Genomic DNA, 18,009 nt, shown 5'->3' on the forward strand with positions numbered 1-18,009 from the left:
TTGGCGGTCACTGAAAAACCGGTTGAATTTCACCGGTTTTTCTTTTTAAACAGAAAAAAACAAGGACTTCGCATGGAATTCACTTGCACAGCCCTTGTTTTTTATTCTTGCCTTACCCTTGTTTATTTCATCAACTTCATGATTTTTTAAATTACCGTAAATATCATGAAGGATCATGCATTTCCATACCAATCAGACCCGAGGATGGAGCCAACAGATAACACCTACTCGTATTTGATTTTTTTTATACAGAAAAAAAGATCATACCACCTTGTTAATACGAGATGGTTTGATCCTTCTTTTGAATTTGTGATACAAACATGTACCCTGGAGCGGAGATCACCGCAATCAAAATTTTTATCTGTCAATGTATGTCTGGATTAAGTACTGAATATAGTTGGCTTTTTCAGGGCTGACTTCTTTTGCGATCGTTGCGATAATTTGTTTACGCTGACTAAGATTTTTTATATCAATTGTCTGCCGGCGTAATATGTTTACGATTTGAACGGCTTCTTTTTGTGAAATGGGAAGCTGATATTGTGCTGCAAGAGATATTAATTCGTTTGGACTGATTGTATTCAGTTTTTGGTTAACAAAGTGCACAATAATTGGATTCATAAGGAACTCCCTCCTGACTTTTTTATTGTATGAGTCAGGAGCGGAGAAAGTGCTAAAAAAGACTCTGGAAATTATCCAGAGTCTTAAAATTTCACATTTAAATGATGGTGTGAAGTACAAAGTTCATAAAGAATAAGAACGCTATTACATACATAGTAGCGGGAACTTGCTTTTTCTGACCAGACATCCATTTAATCAAAGGGTAGGCAATAAATCCAAAAGCAAGACCATCAACAATACTGTATGTTAGTGGAATCAGAGCAATAATTAAAAATGATGGAAACATTTCAGTGAAGTCCGCTAAGGGAATATGCTGAATCTGCTGAACCATCAAGCCGCCGATTATGATTAACACGGGCGCAATGGCACCATCGGGAATATAAGCAATGAACGGAGCAGCAAAAATGGAACCAATAAATAGGACAGCAACTGTAATACTTGTTATACCAGTTCTTCCGCCTTCCGTTATTCCAGAGGCACTCTCTACCGTTGAAATAGTCGGACTAGTACCAAATAATCCAGATACGATAGAAGAAGCAGCATTGGCTTGAAACGCTTTAGGAAACTTTTTCTGATCTGGAAGCAATCCATACAACAATCCCATGTTTTCAAACGTAATAATCATGGTGAGTGAAAAGGTAGCGATCCAGAAAGATAATTCAGTAATTCCAGAAAAATCAAAAGCGAACAGCAATTCACCGAATGGCTTGAATGAAAATCCTTCAGACATTTTTTTAACTTCTTGAGTGTGTCCCATCATGAAGCCTATCAAAGTTGTTAAAGCAATACCGATAAGGAAACTTCCTTTAACGTTTTTTAAGAACAGAGCAAGTGTTATTGCAAGTCCAACCATAGTGAGAATAGCATCAGGACGGTCTAAATGTCCTAATTTCACAAAAGTAGCAGAACTAGCTTCAATGATACCGCCTTTTTGAAGTCCGATAAACGTCAAGAATAAACCGATTCCTACAGTAATGCTATGCTTTAAAGATTGAGGGATACTTTTAGAAAGTATGTCCTTTAAAGGGGTAGAAGCAGCTATTAAAAAGAAAACACCTGATAGAACAACAGCAGCTAGCGCTTCTTGCCAGCTTAAGTTCATTCCCTGAACAATGGTATAGGTGAAAAATGCGTTCACACCCATTCCAGGAGTCAGAATAATAGGAGCATTTGCATACAGCCCCATGATTAAACACCCAACTACAGAAGTAAGAATTGTCGCTAATACTACACCTTCATAAGGCATTCCAGCATCGGCTAAAATTAATGGATTAACAATAATAATATAGGCGATCGTGAAAAATGAAGTTATACCTGCGAGCACTTCTTTTTTAATCGAAACTTGATCTTGTTTCATGTATTCCTCTCTTAAAACTAAAAAACAAACCCTCTCCCACCCAGCAGTTGCCTGCCAGAGATGATTATATAGCAAATGTAGAAATATGGCTAGAAAAAATCATTTACAATCTTGTGTCCACACTATATAATTTGACTTAAGTAAAAAAGTTGCCCGAAGGAAACTTTTCTTTTATTCAAATTAGTCACTTACATCTATTTCGACACATACATTGTGAAGGGATTATTTTTTTAATTAAAAGTTGCGTTAAGGCAAAAGAGGTTGCCAAGCGAAAAAGGAGGTCTTTTTTCTATGGAACATGCATTAGAGATCGAGCGATTGTTCGTCTCATATTTAGGAAATCAAGTTGTAAAAGACATTACGTTTTCTGTGAAAAAAGGAAGTCTTGTCGGTATTATCGGACCAAACGGGGCGGGTAAATCCACCTTAATGAAGGCGACTTTAAACTTAATTTCAAAAGATAAAGGCGATATAAAAATATTCGGTGAACCGTTAAAGAAGTGGAAAAAGAACATCGCTTATGTTCCTCAGCGTTCAGATATTGACTGGGATTTTCCTATCACGGTAATCGATGTAGTGCTGCTGGGTACTTACCCAAAGCTAGGTTTGTTTAAACGGCCCACCAAAAGTGATAGAGAATGGGCGCAAGAATGTCTAAAGACGGTAGGAATGGAGAATTTCAGTGGTCGTCAGATCGGAGAACTTTCAGGAGGGCAGCAGCAAAGGGTTTTTCTGGCGAGAGCTCTTGCTCAAAAGGCAGAATTATTTTTTCTCGATGAACCTTTTGTTGGTATTGATGTGGCGAGTGAAGAAACCATTATTAATATTCTAAGAGATTTGAAAAAAGAAGGAAAAACAATACTTGTCGTACACCACGATTTAAGCAAAGCGGAGTCTTATTTTGACCATCTGCTCTTACTTAACCAGCACATGATCCATTATGGTGCATCTGAAGAAGTGCTTCAGCCGGAAGTGATTACGAAAGCTTATGCAAATCAATTTTCATTTCTTCAGCCAAAAGGGGTGAACGTTACATCATGAAAATGAATATGATCGATTTTTTTGAAGCTTTGTTTCAGTATGAATTTCTTCAAAAAGCGTTGTTTACTTCCGTAATGGTTGGTGTCATATGCGGAATCGTAGGATGCTTCATCATTTTAAGAGGCATGTCATTAATGGGGGACGCTATCTCCCACGCTGTTCTGCCTGGAGTTGCAATCAGTTATATGCTTGGAATCAGCTTTTTCTTCGGAGCAGTAATTACAGGAGTTTTAACTGCCATTGGAATTGGTTATGTCAGTCAAAACAGTCGAATTAAGCATGATATGGCGATCGGCATCATGTTCACCAGTATGTTCGCAGTAGGGATCGTAATCATTACTTTCATGAAGAGCAGTGCGGATTTGTATCATATCTTGTTTGGAAATGTTCTGGCTGTTCGGATGAGTGATATGTGGATAACAGTTGGAATCGGCGTTCTGGTCATAGGGCTCGTTACCTTATTTTATAAGGAACTGCTTGTTTCAACATTTGATCCGACAATGGCAGAGAGCTATGGGCTTCCGAATAAATGGATTCATTATGCCCTTATGGTCGTTCTTACAATGGTCACAGTAGCTTCTCTTCAAACAGTCGGGATCGTCTTGGTAGTGGCAATGTTGATTACTCCAGCAGCAACGGCTTATCTGCTTACAAATAGACTGTCAGTCATGATCTATTTTGCTGCGTTGTTCGGGATAATCGCTTCTGTGTTCGGATTGTACTTTAGCTTTATTTATAATCTTGCATCAGGTGCAACGATTGTTTTGGTTTCTGCATTTATGTTTGCTATGGCATTCTTCTTTTCTCCTTCTCAAGGATTAGTGTGGAAAGCACTAAAAGCGAGAAGGAACAGAGCCGAGTTGATGCGATAAAAGGGAGGTTTATAGATGTTTAAAAAAATGGCAAGTATTATTTTAGCTGGAGCATTATTGGTGGCATCTGCAGGATGCAGTTCAGGAAAAGATGATTCTGAAAAGGTAGAAGTAGTTACGACCTATTCCATTATCTATGATTTAGTCAAAAATGTAGGCGGAGATAAAGTGGATGTACACAGTATGGTGCCGATCGGCTCTAATCCGCATGAATATGATCCGCTTCCTGAAGACGTCTTAAAAACCACTGATGCAGATGTTGTATTTTATAACGGGTTGAATCTAGAAGAAGGCAATTCTTGGTTTAAAAAGCTTTTAAAGACTGCAGATAAAGATGGGAAAGATGCACCTGTATATCGGGTAAGCGAAGGCGTAAAAGCGATTCATCTTGAATCCAAAGGGTTGGAGAAAGAGCCTGACCCTCATGCATGGATGAATATTAATAATGGAATCATCTATGTTGAAAACATAAGAGATGCGCTCATAAAAGAGGATCCAGATAACAAAAAGTACTATGAACAAAATGCAGAAGAGTATATCTCAGAATTAAAGAAGCTGCACGATAATACCGTCACTGAAATTGCTAAGATCCCAGAAGAAAAACGTGTACTGATTACAAGTGAAGGTGCTTTTAAGTATTTTGGAGAAGCATATAATATAAACACGGCATACGTTTGGGAGATAAACTCTGAAAACCAAGGTACGCCACAGCAAATCAAAAGTCTGGTTGACTTTATTAAACAAGGAAATGTTTCCGCTCTATTTGTAGAAACAAGTGTTGATCCAAGAAGTATGGAAACAGTATCCAAAGAAACCGGAGTACCTATTAAAGGAAAAGTCTTTACTGATTCTTTAGGCAAGCCAGGTGAAGATGGTGATTCATACAAAGAAATGATGGAATGGAACACGAAGACTGTAATAGAGGGATTACAATAAAGATATCAAATAGAAGCTGAAACTAAGATTTCAGCTTCTGTTTTTTTAATATCGGACATTTTGTTCTATAATAATGAAAGATTTATACATAAAAGGCAGGTTGGAATAATGAGTATTAAAGCAGTTTGTTTTGATATGGATGGAGTTGTCGTCCATACGATGCATCACCATGTAGAAGCATGGCGCTATGCATTCAATCAAAAAGGATACGATCATAATGACCTTGAGTTTTATCTGAGAGAGGGGATGCCTGGCCGAAAAACAATAATGGATATTTTTAAATCCTCCCAAGTGCCAGTATCCGAGGAAGATATTGAAGAGATTTATGTGCAAAAAAGAAATTATTTTAAGGAAAATGCAAATTATACCTTTATAAAAGAGACCTTATCACTTTTAGAATACCTATATAAAAAAGAAATACCAATTTCTTTAGTAACAGGAAGCAGGAGAGAATTTGTCCAGGAAGTGCTCGAGAAACTCCCTGTTACATTCAATTCTGTCATAACAGGTGATGATGTGAATGAGGGGAAACCATCACCAGAACCTTACATAAAAGCAATGGGTAATCTTTCATTTGGTCCTTCAGAATGGCTCGTAATTGAAAACGCTCCTCTTGGAATAGAGTCGGCAAAACAAGCTGGGGCTTTTTGTCTGGCTGTTGAAACAACACTTGAAGAAAAATATTTAAGGAAGGCTGATGTGATTGTTTCACCGTCACAATTAGAACATACGGTGAAAGGTTTATTTACAGGACTATAAATATTATGGAATTGAAAGTGACACAGCATAGGCATGTTGTTTTACTTTCTATTTTTTTCGTGTATACTATGAGACAGTTTTAAATCGTACTCATTACTACTTATAATTATTACAGGGAGGATTATTGTGGAGAAAAAAATAAATAATCCAGCGATTCTTGTGGATGATCTATCCTTCCATTATGGTGAGAAAAACGTTCTTGAACATGTAACAATGGAAGTGAAACAAGGTTCTTTTTTAGGACTTGTAGGTCCGAATGGATCAGGGAAATCAACCCTCATAAAGTGTATTCTAGGGTTATTAAAACCTCAGCAAGGCAGTGTATCCCTTTTTGGAGAAAAAGTTCAAAAATTTCAAAAGTGGGAAAAAGTAGGTTACGTTTCCCAAAAAGCAAATAGCTTCAATACCGCATTTCCGGCGACTGCATTTGAAGTGGTTTCAATGGGGTTGTTCGGAAAGGTTGGTTTATTCCGCTTTTTAAAGTCTTCTGATAAGGAGAAGGTTTGGAATGCATTAAAAGCTGTCAATATGGAAGATTTCGCTAACCGAAATATTGGGGAACTCTCCGGCGGCCAGCAGCAGCGAATCTTTATAGCTAGGGCTTTGGTCAGTGACCCCGAACTTCTTATTCTAGATGAGCCTACAGTTGGTGTTGATATTGAATCTTCAGAGTCATTTTATAAAATGCTGAAAAATTTACATCGTGAGAATAAAATGACACTCGTTCTAGTCACACATGATGTAGGCGTTATGACTAACTATGTCACTGATGTAGCTTGTCTAAATAAGCAGATACATTTTCATGGGAACACAAAAGAATTTGAAGAAAGTTCTTCAGAAAACATGTCTGCTTTTTATGGACATCATGTTCATGTCATTCATCATGATCATGACCACGAGTAAGGGGATGAACGGATGTTACCTTTTTTAAAATATGAATTTTTACAAAATGCTTTCTTAACAGGAATTATGGTTGGTTTGTTAGCACCTGTGTTAGGCGTATTTATCGTTGTTAGACGGCAGGCTCTTATTGCAGATGCACTTTCCCACATAACACTGGCTGGGATTGCAGCAAACTTGCTGCTCGGAAAGTGGTTTGCTGTATTTGCCGGTGCTAACCCAGTATATATGGGTATGGCTTTCTCTGTGGGAGGAGCTGTTTTTATCGAACAGCTTCGAAAAGTTTATAAGCATTATGAAGAATTAGCAATCCCGATTATCATGTCAGCTGGGATAGGATTAAGTGTTATTTTTATTTCGATGGCAGATGGATTCAATACAGATCTGTTTAATTATTTATTCGGCAGTATTATAGCGGTCAAGCAATCAGATGTCTGGACTGTATTCGCAATTTTAGTGGTTGTACTAGCATTTGTTTTTCTTATGTATAAGGAATTGTTTGTTCTCTCATTTGATGAAGAGCAAGGTAAGCTTTCAGGAATCAGAAGCAATTGGATATTGATTGCATTTATGGCGATTACAGCGTTAGTTATTGCTGCCTCAATGAAAATTGTAGGTATCCTTTTGGTTTCTTCTCTCATGACTTTACCCGTAGCAGCAAGCATTAGAATAGCTACTGGATTTAAACAAACCATTTGGCTTTCAGTTCTTTTTGGCGAAACTGCGGTCATTGCGGGGATGTTTTTATCATATTATCTGGATCTCGCTTCTGGTGGTACAATTGTAGTGTGCCTGATTATTATTTTAAGCTTGTCAATATTCTATAAGAAGCTTATGGGTTCACGGAAGGCGGGATAACTGTGAAATTCACTTTAACAATTGAAGATGCAATGGATTTGTTAAAAGAAAAAGGATACAAATACACAGAAAAACGTAAAGATCTTCTTACTCTCTTTGCACGTGAAAAAAGGTATCTTTCTGCAAAAGATGTTCAGGAATCCCTAAAGAATCAATATCCTGGGTTAAGTTTTGATACGATCTACAGAAACTTAACAACATTCGTGGAACTTGGACTGCTTGAGGAAACAGAATGGGAAGGCGAACGAAAATTTCGTTTCACATGTTCTCACAATGAGCATCATCACCATTTAATTTGTTTAACTTGCGGAAGTACAAAGTCCATTCATACATGCCCTATGGAAGTGTTGAACAGTGAATTAAATGGGTTTGATGTGACTGGTCATAAATTCGAGATCTATGGATATTGCAGAGATTGCAAAGAATAAAATTATGATTATTTTAAGTATGCTCCTCCTTTATATTAGCCAAGCTATAAGTAAAGGAGGTTTTTTTATGCCTGATGTTAAATGTAATGTATCAAATTGCACCTATTGGGGTGAAGGAAACAACTGCATTGCGGATGCAATCCTTGTTGAGATTGACAAGCATGCAAATAACTCTTACGGCATGAGTGCTGATGGTGATCTAATTGGAGATGCTGCTCACAAAGATCATGCACATGACCCAGCCGAGACCTGTTGTCATACTTTTAAATCAAAACATTAAAAAAGGGGCCTGTTAATAGGCCTCTTTCTTTATTTAGATCAATCCCCATAACTTAACATCTATGAAATGTATCAAATAATGCCATAATAAGAACGCTCCTTAAGACTAAAAGAGGGGGAAACATGATGGCAGATGACAGATACGAACGTAATATAAATGAAGCTGACTATCGGGAAGAGATGGCAGCCGAAGCTGTACCAGTAAAAAGTGACATGGTTTATCCTGAAAGTGAACGTCCGCGATTAGCAGACAGGGACCATAGACGCGGGCATGAAGAAGAACGTGAAAGAGAAGGCGGAAAAGCGGCAGGAGTCATCGCTTTAATCCTCTCTGTTCTCTCTTTGTTTATTGCTCCAGTTTTGTTTGGGGCAGCAGGTATTATCGTTGGATTTGTGGCCAGAAGACAAGGTTCGCATACGCTTGGGAACTGGGCAATCGGACTCGGTATCGTTTCCATAATTATTTCCTTGTTTTTCGCACCATTCTTTTAACGTAAGAAGGAGCAAAGAAGAAGCTGAGGCTTCTTCTTTTTTATATCTAGGAGTACACCGTTTTGTCGAAAATTCGATAAATAAAATTTAACGTGTGATTTTAGGTGTCTAACGTGGGATTATTTAAAATAACGTGGGATTTTTTCACACTAACGTGGGATTAATTTTTTCTTAATAAAACTGTACATTACATATAAACAAAATTAAGTATTATACATATAGAGCAGACATTATCCTTCTTTTGACTTCATAAATATACTAAATCATGCATTTCTTACTATTAAGCAAAAAAAGCCCCCAGAATGGGAGCTTTTTTTACGCTTGCTGTGCTTTTAATTTTTCTTCGTGTGCTTTGGCCAAAATATCGACTTCTTTTTTTAGCTCATCCAGCAACTGATCCTCTGGAATCTTTCGTACGATCTCACCATGTCTGAAAAGCAATCCTTCTCCTCGAGCGCCGGCAATGCCGATATCAGCTTCTCTTGCTTCTCCAGGACCGTTAACTGCACATCCTAATACGGCTACTTTAATCGGTGCACGTACTTTTGAGATATACTCTTCAACTTCATTTGCGATTGAAATAAGATCTATTTCTATACGTCCGCATGTTGGACATGAGATTAAAGTTGCAGCATCTGAAAGAAGACCAAAGGATTTTAATAATTCCCGGGCAACTTTTACTTCTTCAACAGGATCAGCACTCAGTGAAATACGAAGTGTATTTCCGATACCTTTATGCAGAATTACGCCAAGGCCGGCTGCACTTTTTACGGTTCCTGCAAAAAGTGTGCCTGATTCAGTTATCCCGAGGTGCAATGGGTAATTGAATGCTTTAGATGCCTTTTCATATGCTTCAATAGCTAAATTAACATCAGATGCTTTCATGGAAACGATAATATCATGAAAGTCCAGTTCTTCTAAGATACGGATGTGTTCCAGAGCACTTTCTACCATACCATCTGCAGTTGGATAACCGTATTTTTCAAGATATTTCTTTTCTAAAGAACCAGCATTTACACCAATGCGGATAGGGATACCTTTTTCTTTTGCTGCTTTAACAACGGCTTCAACTTTTTCCCGTCTTCCGATATTCCCCGGATTGATTCTGATTTTATCTGCTCCGCCTTCAATTGCTTTTAAGGCAAGCTTATAATCAAAATGAATATCTACAACCAAAGGTATGCTGATCTGCTTTTTAATATCTGCAATTGCTTCAGCAGCACGCATATCCGGACATGCAACTCGGACAACCTGGCAGCCAGCTTCTTCTAAACGTTTTATTTCAGCGACTGTAGCTTCAACATCATGTGTTTTTGTAGTCGTCATACTTTGTACGATGACCTGATCAGTTCCTCCGATTGTTAAAGGTCCGACTTTTACAGGTCTTGTTTTAGAACGGTGGGTGATTTCACTCATTTGGTGAATCGCTCCTTTTATCAAATTGACAGTATTATTCTGTCCTATCATCAGTTCATTTTAGCAGGGATTATTTTGTTTTGACAAGTATTGTTACCTTCCTGCTTTTTTATATAACGGAAATTTATATGTTTTTCCTAATTGAATGTTTTCAGGGTTGACTCCTGGATTCAGGGTTGTAAAGTCTTTAATCATTGATGAGATCGTATAACCACCATGAGTATTTAATTCCTCTACAATTGAAATTAATGTATCTCCAGGGCCAGCCTGGTAGCTTTTGTAATTGTAAGTATGATTCTTATCATTTGTTTGAATCTCAGCATTTACGGGCTGAGTTTGAGGGAGTGTTCCAATTTTAAGATCGTAAGCAACCACATATAGAATTAGAAGAATTGTACAGCCTGTTAAAAAACGTTTCATTTTTTTCCCTCTCCTTTCTCATATTGAACTATATGCTTGTCCCTTTCTTTTATGACAAGTTAAAAGTGACTTTCATACGAGCATTGGTGTAAAATGGAAAGGTGTAATGGACAGAAAATAAAATTTTAAACGTATCATTGTAGTTGTACCGAGGGGAGAGGTGAAACTGTATGAAAAAGGCAAAAATATTTGCATTGCTTTCAATAATGGCTGCTGCTTTATTAATCGCTCCATTAAAGATGTTTGCAGATGCAGCTCCAGGAGATGTAATCGTCACGCTTGGACAAAATCTTACAGACGAACAGAAGAATTCTCTTTTAAAAGAGATGGATGTGCCAGCTGATGTCCAAACCGTAACGGTAACAAATGAAGAAGAACACAAGTACTTAGGTGATTATATATCGAAAGCTCAAATTGGTTCGAAGGCTATATCATCTTCTAAAATTACAGTAGGTGAAAAAGATCAGGGGCTTTCTGTTGAAACGAACAATATCAACTGGGTGACTGAAGAAATGTATATGAATGCATTGACTACTGCAGGAGTTACAGATGCAGAAATCTATGTAACAGCACCATTTGAAGTTTCTGGAACCGCAGCATTAACTGGAATTCTTAAAGCATATGAAACAACAGCGCAGATCGAAATACCAGAAGCTCAAAAGCAGGTAGCAAATGAAGAGATGGTGAAAACTGCAGAGCTTGGGGAAAGAATTGGCGCAAAAGAAGCAACCGAGCTGATGACTCGAGTAAAAGAAGAAATTGCAAAAAATCCGGTACAATCTGAGGACGATCTTCGAGCATTAATCGAAAAAGTTGCGAAGGATATGGGAATCGAACTTACCGAAGAAGAATTAAATGGACTGATCGCTCTCTTTAATAAAATGAAAGACTTGAATATTGACTGGGATCAGCTTCAAAGTGATTTGAAGAACATAAGTGAAAACTTAGGAGACTTTTTAAATAAAGAAGAGACACAATCGTTTATTCAAAAGATTCTTGAATTTCTTAGCGCATTAATCGAAGCGATCAAATCACTATTTAAATAAAGGCATTATAAAAAGCGGCTGCTCAGCCGCTTTTTATTTTTTCTCTTTTCTAAAAGATAGTTGCTTCTGGCTTTTTCAATTCTCATCATATACAAGTTGGTTGGAGCGCAAGGTGCATGCCCTACCACCTCCCAACCTTCTCGCTAGACATGCGACGAGGAAACTCACATCGGTAGACGCAGGAGCAAGGGTTCATTCTGAAATGGTCAGGTGGACACTCCCCGCGGAAAGCTAGCAGCCTGGAGCGGAAAATCAACTACTTTCAAAAGCAATGTATGCGAAAACAGCTTATTTCTTACCTGGAGACTTATAAATGGCACTAGCCAAAATGATAAAGGTGAGAACCCAGAATAAGAAAAATGAGTAGGGGATATGAACATTCACTAAAAAGATGATTGTTAATAATACCACGGGAAGGGTAATTGAATAACAAGACATAACCCATAAGTGCCGGTATGAAAGTTTTTTATTGAATAACTTTGAAAGAGAAAGACCGATTCCTGACAATACGGATACTCCAGAAAACAATATACCTGAAAATAGGATATACATCGCTAGGTAAATGACGATCATTATAATAGGTAATACACCGTTTACAGAAGAAGCAAATTCCTGCATCTGATCCGGGTTTAGGCCATAGTTTTGAAAATTTTGTAGTGGTTTATCCTCCGCGGCAAATAAATTGAACAAGAAAACTAAGAGTACAGGAAGTATACATATAAAAGTTAAGGACAAAACATATATTATGGTGCTTCCAACTCCGAATAATCGGTAATTTGAAATGGCTTTTGCAGAAAATAAACTTTTTAAAAATCGAATATGTAATTTCATTTAAAAAGCTCCTTTGCAGTATGGCTTTTTTAGTGTACATGAAGCACTTAAATCCGACAATATCTAATTGATTGTAAAGGAAATGTTACAAATTGCGAGTTTTTATTTACATAAACCACACAAATCGAGATAATGGCAAAGGTCGATAAAAGATGGATAATAAGGAGCTGTAAATATTGAATTATCAAGAGATGTTATTTCAATTTATCGGAGGACTGGGGATCTTCTTATTCGGTATTAAGTATATGGGAGAAGGTCTTCAAAACTCTGCTGGAGACCGTTTGCGGGATATACTTGATAAATTAACGACAAATCCTTTTATGGGAGTTTTAGCGGGAATATTTGTAACAGTATTAATACAGAGTAGTTCTGGTACAACCGTTCTTACAGTCGGACTAGTTAATGCAGGGTTTTTGACATTACGTCAGGCTATCGGAGTAATTATGGGTGCGAACATCGGAACAACGGTGACATCGTTCATAATCGGGTTTGATGTGGGTGCATATGCGCTGCCTATTATTGCTATTGGTTCTATTTTGATCTTCTTCTTTAAAAATCCGAAGTACAACTATTTCGGGCAGATTACATTTGGATTCGGTGCACTTTTCTTAGGTCTTGAACTTATGGGTGACGGAATGAAGCCTCTTCGCAGTCTTCAAGCATTTCAGGATCTGACGGTATCAATGAGTGACAACCCAATACTAGGTGTGGTCATTGGTACTTTATTTACGGTAGTTGTTCAATCTTCAAGTGCTACGATTGGTATTTTACAGGAACTGTATTCACAAAATATGATTGATCTAAAAGCCGCTTTACCTGTTTTGTTTGGTGACAATATCGGTACTACGATTACTGCTATTCTTGCAGCTATCGGAACAACAGTTGCAGCAAGACGTGCTGCATTAACGCATGTTATCTTTAACTTGCTTGGAACTTTAGTATTCTTAATCATTCTTGTTCCATTTAGACACTATATTGAATTCTTATCAGGAAAATTAGACTTAGAACCAGCCATGCAGATCGCTTTTGCACATGGTACGTTTAACGTTGCAAACGTGTTGATACAGTTCTGGTTTATAGGATTGCTCGCATTAATAGTTACCAAAATCATTAAAGGTGAAGATACGTTAATTGAGTACAAAGCCAAACATCTTGATGAGATCGTTCTAGAAACTTCACCTGGAATGGCGATCAGCCAGGCTAAACAGGAAATCATCAGAATGGCTAACTATTCACAAGCTGGTTTAAAAGAAGCAATTGCCTATCTTAATGAAAAAGATAAAAAGAATTCTGATTTAGCTCTTCAATATGAAGAAGCCATAAATAACTTAGACCGCCAGATCACATCTTATCTTGTGAAATTATCTGCGCATCCATTAACACCTCAAGAATCAAACGAACATTCTATGCTTCTTGATACTTCACGTGATATTGAACGTATTGGTGATCATATGGAAAACATTATTGAGCTGGTGGATTATCAGCTTCGTAATAATGTGCGCCTTACAGATACTGCTAAACGAGATTTAGATGAGATGTTTACGTTGACTGTATCTACAGTTGATAAAGCTGTAAAAGCTTTGGAAGAAAACAATATTGATCTTGCGAAAGAAGTTCTTAGTCAAGAAGATAAGATAGATAAAATGGAGCGCACGCTTCGCAAACAACATATTATTCGGATGAACGAAGGTGCATGCGATGGAAATGCCGGTATCGTATTCGTTGATATCATTAGTAATCTGGAGCGAATAGGTGACCATGCAGTTAACATTGCAGAAGCTGTATTAGAGAAGTAAACTAAAACCAGGAGAGTTTTTTCTCCTGGTTTTTATTTGTTGCATTCGCATCAATTACAAAGGTGAAAGGTGAATAATATGGAAACGGTATATTGGACATTAATAGCTGTTGTATTTGTTATCAGTTTTTTAGCATTGGTCTACCCAATCCTGCCAGGAGTATTATTCTTAGCAGCTGGATTCTTCATTTATGGAATTGCTTTTTCTTTTGAACCATTTTCACCATTATTTATTATCATTCAGGTCTTATTGTTGATCAGCTTGTTTGTTGTAGATTATGTAGGTAATGCTTATGCGGTAAAAAAGAAAGGCGGTTCTAAAGCAGCGTTGTGGGGAAGTACAATAGGGCTGATCGTTGGTCCATTCGTTATACCAGTAGCAGGAATACTCATCGGTCCATTTTTAGGTGCTGTTCTTGCTGAACTGATTTTCCATAAAACGGGTTTTAAATCTGCAGTTTCGATTGGGATAGGGACTGTTCTGGCTTTTGTAGGAACGACTATCATCAAAGTATTTACGCAGGCTTTAATGATCGGTTATTTTTATTACCAAGTACTATAAATCGACCTTGCTTAATCCTCTTTCGCATGCTATATTATTTTTGTTCTAAAAAAGTACATCTGTTCGTTTGAATAACTTTTAAAATGTTATTGACATTAATCAAGGCAACATGCTATAGTAGTTCTTGTCCTTAAATAATGTTAATTCATTATTCCACAGTAGCTCAGTGGTAGAGCTATCGGCTGTTAACCGATCGGTCGTAGGTTCGAGTCCTACCTGTGGAGCCATTTTGGCGGTGTAGCTCAGCTGGCTAGAGCGTACGGTTCATACCCGTGAGGTCGTGGGTTCGACTCCCTCCGCCGCTACCAAAATGTTTTTTCTTCACGATGGCGGTCGTGGCGAAGTGGTTAACGCATCGGATTGTGGTTCCGACATTCGGGGGTTCGATTCCCCTCGTCCGCCCCATTTCTAATTTTACATAACCTATATTTTCACATGGACCCTTAGCTCAGTTGGTCAGAGCGGTCGGCTCATAACCGATTGGTCGTAGGTTCGAGTCCTACAGGGTCCACCAAAGTCGAGGAGGTATACCCAAGTCCGGCTGAAGGGATCGGTCTTGAAAACCGACAGGGGTGTAACAGCCCGCGGGGGTTCGAATCCCTCTACCTCCTCCATATTTTTTGTCTCGATAGCTACGAACGTTACAGCACGAGTATACTGTTGTCTCGCTGGATACATTCCGACGAGAAACGTGTAGAGGAAGAGACACAGTAATTAAATAAGACCAAAAAATTTGGTTTTGAAAATTTTTGGCTCGATAGCTCAGTCGGTAGAGCAGAGGACTGAAAATCCTCGTGTCGGCGGTTCGATTCCGTCTCGAGCCACCATATGTATACATACTAAACCTTACGTTTATCGTAAGGTTTTTTTGTTATATAAAAAAGGGTACAGTGTTTAAGAATTGAAAGTTTAGACTAAATTTGATAAGGTAAAATTGTTAAGTCACTTTTTAAACAAGTAAGTTGATTAAATGGTTTCACTTTTCAAGATTATCCTTGAAAATGAAAATAAAAACATTACATATTATAAGGAGGAAATGAACATGGCTAAATTTGAACTGCCTGCATTACCTTATGAATCAAACGCATTGGAACCGCATATTGACAAAGAAACAATGGAGATCCACCACGGTCGCCACCACAAAACGTATGTTGATAACCTTAATGCTGCTCTTGAGGGTCAATCTGAATTTGAAAGTAAGTCTCTAGAAGACATTCTTTCAAACCTTGACTCTCTTCCGCAAAACATTCAAACGGCTGTAAGAAATAATGGCGGCGGACATGCTAACCATAGTCTTTTTTGGGAAGTGATCGCACCAGGCGGAGCGAACGCACCATCTGGAGAGCTTGCTGATAAAATCAACAGCAAGTTTGGAAGCCTTGAAGCGTTTAAAGAGGAGTTTGCAAACGCTGGTAAAACAAGATTTGGATCTGGCTGGGCTTGGTTAGTTGTAAACAATGGTGAGCTTGAAGTTACAAGCACTCCAAACCAAGACAATCCAGTTATGGAAGGTAAGACACCAATTCTTGGCTTGGATGTTTGGGAGCATGCTTACTATTTGAAATATCAAAACAAGCGTCCTGATTACATTGCTGCGTTCTGGAATGTAGTAAACTGGGATGAAGTTGAAAAGCGTTATAACGAAGCAAAATAAGTTAATGAAAGCTGCTGGCATCCCGGCAGCTTTTTATTATGCCTTTATCATGGATCTCGTAATTTTTTGCCAATTTTATTAGTAAATCATCGAGTACTAAATTTCCGTCTCCAAAAGGGATATTTGACTGAATGACAAAAAGGTTTTTTGCTTTAAAAAGCCATATACGGTCCCCGTTATTCTCTGAAGCTTCTTCACTTTTTCGCGAATATAAATCTTCTTCTAGCCCCAAGGGTAAAGCAAAATCCTCATTATGATAAATCCAATATTCAAACATATTTCTGTCTCCTTATACAATAAAAGCCAATTATTTAAATGATGAATAGCTCTTTTACTCTTGAAAGACACTAACGACGATATGTAAAGGGGCGAATAACATGATGTGGAAAAAATTCATGGAGGACGACCAATACCCTAGAGATCTTTTTTTACTTCTGTTTGTCGGCGGTTTATTTACGTTAAGCACGGCTTTATCTAACACATTTGTTAACATTTTTTTGTGGAAGCAATCCGGTGAACTGACAGATATCGCTTTCTATAATTTATCAATTGTAGTCATGCAGCCTGTAGCATTTTATTTGGCTGGGTGGTTCGCTAAAAAAATTGACCGGGTCATTGTGTTAAGGATTGGTGTTGTCATTCTTGCGTTGTTTTATATAGGTGTTCTTTTTATGGGTTCCCTTGCAAGTCATTATTTGTTTGCGTTAGGGGCTATGTTAGGTTTCGGTCTTGGATTTTATTGGCTTGCCTTTAATGTTCTGACGTTAGAAGTAACTGAACCTGAGACCAGAGATTTTTTTAATGGCTACCTGGGTGTATTGAATTCGTTTTCTGGTATGATTGGTCCTTTAAGCGCAGGATTTATTATTACAAGGATGGACAAACATTTAGGATATGAAACCATTTTTACCATTTCAATGGTTTTATTCCTAGTTGCTGTAGTAATCAGTTTCTTTTTAAAAAGAAGGAAAGCCGATGGGCATTTTGGATTAAAAGAAGTTTTTCAAGAAAGACGAGAAAACAAAGCTTGGTTCCAGTTATTAAATGCCCATTTCTTTCAGGGTTTGCGGGAAGGGACATTTGTTTTCTTGATTGTAATCTGGGTTTACACGACCTCACAGAGCGAATTTGCACTTGGAACATTCGGATTTGTTCAATCGCTCGTGTCATTTATTGGATACTATATCGTTTCTCATTATCTAAAGCCATGGCATAGGAAAAAAGGAATATTCGCTGGCGGTTTATTATTGTTCATCTCTCCATTTATGCTTCTTGTACCTGTTTCTTTCACTCTGCTTATAATTTACGGTATATCTGTATCTATCGCTTATCCGCTTCTTCTTGTTCCTTATGTTTCATTAACGTATGACATCATTGGGAAATGCCGGGGGATTTACGAAAAAAGAATTGAGTACATTGTAGTTCGGGAATTTTTCCTTAATGCAGGAAGAATCCTTTCAATTCTTATATTCTTGCTTGTCATAAATGTTCTTTCAGAAGAAGAGGGTATTCCGCTACTATTGCCAATACTGGGTGCGGGGCATTTTCTGATCTATTTTTGTCTAAGAAATGTATCAGTACCATCTAGTCCAACCAATCAAACGATAGAACTTGCTGAGACTCAGCAAGATGGCAATAATCCAAATAAACAATAATTAACTTTTGACATACGAACTAGTCTAAGGATACTATTGTTATGTGAAGATAATAACCGGTTGGCTTTAAGACACCTTTTTTAAAGGTGT

General features: G+C 37.7%; 20 protein-coding genes and 6 tRNA genes. 20 read left to right on the forward strand and 6 right to left on the reverse strand.

All coding sequences use genetic code 11. From position 1 onward, the window contains the following. Nucleotides 1–357 precede the first annotated feature (357 nt). Both EV282_RS06900 and EV282_RS06905 read right to left on the reverse strand, forming a co-directional pair. Nucleotides 358–618, reverse strand: a complete 261-nt coding sequence (locus EV282_RS06900) for a DUF2624 family protein (protein ID WP_130294891.1) — start codon at nt 616–618, stop codon at nt 358–360. 97 nt (nt 619–715) lie between these two features. Then, nucleotides 716–1,975: an NCS2 family permease gene (locus tag EV282_RS06905; protein ID WP_130294892.1), complete on the reverse strand. Its 1,260-nt coding sequence runs from the start codon at nt 1,973–1,975 to the stop codon at nt 716–718. A gap of 291 nt (nt 1,976–2,266) precedes the next feature. Here EV282_RS06905 and EV282_RS06910 point away from each other — a divergent pair, with 291 nt between their 5' ends. The 9 genes from EV282_RS06910 to EV282_RS06950 all read left to right on the forward strand — a co-directional run bounded on the left by EV282_RS06910 (nt 2,267) and on the right by EV282_RS06950 (nt 8,540). Beyond that, nucleotides 2,267–3,016, forward strand: coding sequence for a metal ABC transporter ATP-binding protein (locus EV282_RS06910; protein WP_130294894.1), 750 nt, complete (start codon nt 2,267–2,269; stop codon nt 3,014–3,016). A 2-nt stretch (nt 3,017–3,018) separates the two neighbouring features. After that, nucleotides 3,019–3,888: a metal ABC transporter permease gene (locus tag EV282_RS06915; RefSeq protein ID WP_130296921.1), complete on the forward strand. Its 870-nt coding sequence runs from the start codon at nt 3,019–3,021 to the stop codon at nt 3,886–3,888. A 15-nt stretch (nt 3,889–3,903) separates the two neighbouring features. Continuing rightward, nucleotides 3,904–4,824, forward strand: coding sequence for a metal ABC transporter substrate-binding protein (locus tag EV282_RS06920; RefSeq protein WP_130294895.1), 921 nt, complete (start codon nt 3,904–3,906; stop codon nt 4,822–4,824). A 108-nt stretch (nt 4,825–4,932) separates the two neighbouring features. Beyond that, entirely contained in the window at nt 4,933–5,583 is a 651-nt protein-coding gene (locus EV282_RS06925; protein ID WP_130294897.1) for an HAD family hydrolase, read from the forward strand. Between the two features lie 126 nt (nt 5,584–5,709). Next, a complete protein-coding gene (locus EV282_RS06930) occupies nt 5,710–6,486 on the forward strand; it encodes a metal ABC transporter ATP-binding protein (RefSeq protein WP_226535198.1) in 777 nt (258 codons plus the stop codon). A gap of 12 nt (nt 6,487–6,498) precedes the next feature. Continuing rightward, on the forward strand, nt 6,499–7,341 hold the full coding sequence (locus EV282_RS06935) for a metal ABC transporter permease (protein ID WP_130294899.1): 843 nt from the start codon (nt 6,499–6,501) through the stop codon (nt 7,339–7,341). A 32-nt stretch (nt 7,342–7,373) separates the two neighbouring features. After that, nucleotides 7,374–7,769 (forward strand): Fur family transcriptional regulator, encoded by a 396-nt coding sequence (locus tag EV282_RS06940; RefSeq protein ID WP_066294843.1) that lies wholly within the window; start codon nt 7,374–7,376, stop codon nt 7,767–7,769. Nucleotides 7,770–7,836: 67 nt separating this feature from the next. Beyond that, a complete protein-coding gene (locus tag EV282_RS06945) occupies nt 7,837–8,049 on the forward strand; it encodes a DUF1540 domain-containing protein (protein ID WP_130294900.1) in 213 nt (70 codons plus the stop codon). A 125-nt stretch (nt 8,050–8,174) separates the two neighbouring features. Next, complete coding sequence (locus EV282_RS06950; protein WP_226535195.1) at nt 8,175–8,540, forward strand: DUF4190 domain-containing protein; 366 nt, start codon at nt 8,175–8,177, stop codon at nt 8,538–8,540. A 315-nt stretch (nt 8,541–8,855) separates the two neighbouring features. Here the strand turns inward: EV282_RS06950 and ispG are convergent, their stop codons facing one another. After that, nucleotides 8,856–9,956 carry a flavodoxin-dependent (E)-4-hydroxy-3-methylbut-2-enyl-diphosphate synthase gene (ispG, locus tag EV282_RS06955; protein ID WP_130294904.1) on the reverse strand — a complete coding sequence of 367 codons (1,101 nt, stop codon included), beginning with the start codon at nt 9,954–9,956 and terminating at the stop codon, nt 8,856–8,858. 93 nt (nt 9,957–10,049) lie between these two features. After that, nucleotides 10,050–10,376: a LysM peptidoglycan-binding domain-containing protein gene (locus tag EV282_RS06960; RefSeq protein ID WP_130294906.1), complete on the reverse strand. Its 327-nt coding sequence runs from the start codon at nt 10,374–10,376 to the stop codon at nt 10,050–10,052. Between the two features lie 170 nt (nt 10,377–10,546). On the opposite strand from EV282_RS06960, the gene EV282_RS06965 reads away from it, so the two are divergent. Then, nucleotides 10,547–11,422 (forward strand): DUF1002 domain-containing protein, encoded by an 876-nt coding sequence (locus tag EV282_RS06965; protein WP_130294908.1) that lies wholly within the window; start codon nt 10,547–10,549, stop codon nt 11,420–11,422. 288 nt (nt 11,423–11,710) lie between these two features. Here the strand turns inward: EV282_RS06965 and EV282_RS06970 are convergent, their stop codons facing one another. After that, complete coding sequence (locus EV282_RS06970) at nt 11,711–12,253, reverse strand: DUF1189 family protein (RefSeq protein ID WP_130294910.1); 543 nt, start codon at nt 12,251–12,253, stop codon at nt 11,711–11,713. A 191-nt stretch (nt 12,254–12,444) separates the two neighbouring features. On the opposite strand from EV282_RS06970, the gene EV282_RS06975 reads away from it, so the two are divergent. The 9 genes from EV282_RS06975 to EV282_RS07015 all read left to right on the forward strand — a co-directional run bounded on the left by EV282_RS06975 (nt 12,445) and on the right by EV282_RS07015 (nt 16,264). Then, complete coding sequence (locus tag EV282_RS06975) at nt 12,445–14,049, forward strand: Na/Pi cotransporter family protein (RefSeq protein WP_130296923.1); 1,605 nt, start codon at nt 12,445–12,447, stop codon at nt 14,047–14,049. A gap of 78 nt (nt 14,050–14,127) precedes the next feature. Beyond that, on the forward strand, nt 14,128–14,610 hold the full coding sequence (locus EV282_RS06980; protein WP_130294912.1) for a DUF456 domain-containing protein: 483 nt from the start codon (nt 14,128–14,130) through the stop codon (nt 14,608–14,610). Nucleotides 14,611–14,762: 152 nt separating this feature from the next. Beyond that, nucleotides 14,763–14,837, forward strand: a tRNA-Asn gene (locus tag EV282_RS06985). Nucleotides 14,838–14,841: 4 nt separating this feature from the next. After that, nucleotides 14,842–14,918 (forward strand) — tRNA-Met (locus EV282_RS06990). Between the two features lie 21 nt (nt 14,919–14,939). After that, a tRNA-His gene (locus tag EV282_RS06995) sits at nt 14,940–15,015 on the forward strand. A 32-nt stretch (nt 15,016–15,047) separates the two neighbouring features. Then, nucleotides 15,048–15,124: transfer RNA gene (locus tag EV282_RS07000), tRNA-Ile, on the forward strand. Nucleotides 15,125–15,131: 7 nt separating this feature from the next. Next, nucleotides 15,132–15,224: transfer RNA gene (locus tag EV282_RS07005), tRNA-Ser, on the forward strand. A gap of 137 nt (nt 15,225–15,361) precedes the next feature. Further along, nucleotides 15,362–15,437, forward strand: a tRNA-Phe gene (locus tag EV282_RS07010). Nucleotides 15,438–15,652: 215 nt separating this feature from the next. Continuing rightward, nucleotides 15,653–16,264, forward strand: coding sequence for a superoxide dismutase (locus EV282_RS07015; RefSeq protein ID WP_130294914.1), 612 nt, complete (start codon nt 15,653–15,655; stop codon nt 16,262–16,264). A 1-nt stretch (nt 16,265) separates the two neighbouring features. Here EV282_RS07015 and EV282_RS07020 read toward each other — a convergent pair whose 3' ends face one another. Further along, nucleotides 16,266–16,541, reverse strand: a complete 276-nt coding sequence (locus EV282_RS07020; protein WP_130294916.1) for a hypothetical protein — start codon at nt 16,539–16,541, stop codon at nt 16,266–16,268. 100 nt (nt 16,542–16,641) lie between these two features. Between EV282_RS07020 and EV282_RS07025 the strand changes: the two genes are divergently transcribed. Then, complete coding sequence (locus EV282_RS07025) at nt 16,642–17,919, forward strand: MFS transporter (protein WP_130294918.1); 1,278 nt, start codon at nt 16,642–16,644, stop codon at nt 17,917–17,919. Nucleotides 17,920–18,009 lie beyond the last annotated feature (90 nt).

Origin of the sequence: Fictibacillus sp. BK138, assembly GCF_004216955.1 — a bacterium.
Lineage (GTDB): Bacteria > Bacillota > Bacilli > Bacillales > Fictibacillaceae > Fictibacillus.

Bases quoted from the DNA above. Each gene is read 5' to 3' on its own strand.
- EV282_RS06900 (WP_130294891.1), bottom strand. From the start codon at position 618: ATGAATCCAATTATTGTGCACTTTGTTAACCAAAAACTGAATACAATC.
- EV282_RS06905 (WP_130294892.1), bottom strand. From the start codon at position 1,975: ATGAAACAAGATCAAGTTTCGATTAAAAAAGAAGTGCTCGCAGGTATA.
- EV282_RS06910 (WP_130294894.1), top strand. From the start codon at position 2,267: ATGGAACATGCATTAGAGATCGAGCGATTGTTCGTCTCATATTTAGGA.
- EV282_RS06915 (WP_130296921.1), top strand. From the start codon at position 3,019: ATGAATATGATCGATTTTTTTGAAGCTTTGTTTCAGTATGAATTTCTT.
- EV282_RS06920 (WP_130294895.1), top strand. From the start codon at position 3,904: ATGTTTAAAAAAATGGCAAGTATTATTTTAGCTGGAGCATTATTGGTG.
- EV282_RS06925 (WP_130294897.1), top strand. From the start codon at position 4,933: ATGAGTATTAAAGCAGTTTGTTTTGATATGGATGGAGTTGTCGTCCAT.
- EV282_RS06935 (WP_130294899.1), top strand. From the start codon at position 6,499: ATGTTACCTTTTTTAAAATATGAATTTTTACAAAATGCTTTCTTAACA.
- EV282_RS06940 (WP_066294843.1), top strand. From the start codon at position 7,374: ATGGATTTGTTAAAAGAAAAAGGATACAAATACACAGAAAAACGTAAA.
- EV282_RS06945 (WP_130294900.1), top strand. From the start codon at position 7,837: ATGCCTGATGTTAAATGTAATGTATCAAATTGCACCTATTGGGGTGAA.
- EV282_RS06950 (WP_226535195.1), top strand. From the start codon at position 8,175: ATGGCAGATGACAGATACGAACGTAATATAAATGAAGCTGACTATCGG.
- ispG (WP_130294904.1), bottom strand. From the start codon at position 9,956: ATGAGTGAAATCACCCACCGTTCTAAAACAAGACCTGTAAAAGTCGGA.
- EV282_RS06960 (WP_130294906.1), bottom strand. From the start codon at position 10,376: ATGAAACGTTTTTTAACAGGCTGTACAATTCTTCTAATTCTATATGTG.
- EV282_RS06965 (WP_130294908.1), top strand. From the start codon at position 10,547: ATGAAAAAGGCAAAAATATTTGCATTGCTTTCAATAATGGCTGCTGCT.
- EV282_RS06970 (WP_130294910.1), bottom strand. From the start codon at position 12,253: ATGAAATTACATATTCGATTTTTAAAAAGTTTATTTTCTGCAAAAGCC.
- EV282_RS06975 (WP_130296923.1), top strand. From the start codon at position 12,445: ATGTTATTTCAATTTATCGGAGGACTGGGGATCTTCTTATTCGGTATT.
- EV282_RS06980 (WP_130294912.1), top strand. From the start codon at position 14,128: ATGGAAACGGTATATTGGACATTAATAGCTGTTGTATTTGTTATCAGT.
- EV282_RS07015 (WP_130294914.1), top strand. From the start codon at position 15,653: ATGGCTAAATTTGAACTGCCTGCATTACCTTATGAATCAAACGCATTG.
- EV282_RS07020 (WP_130294916.1), bottom strand. From the start codon at position 16,541: ATGTTTGAATATTGGATTTATCATAATGAGGATTTTGCTTTACCCTTG.
- EV282_RS07025 (WP_130294918.1), top strand. From the start codon at position 16,642: ATGATGTGGAAAAAATTCATGGAGGACGACCAATACCCTAGAGATCTT.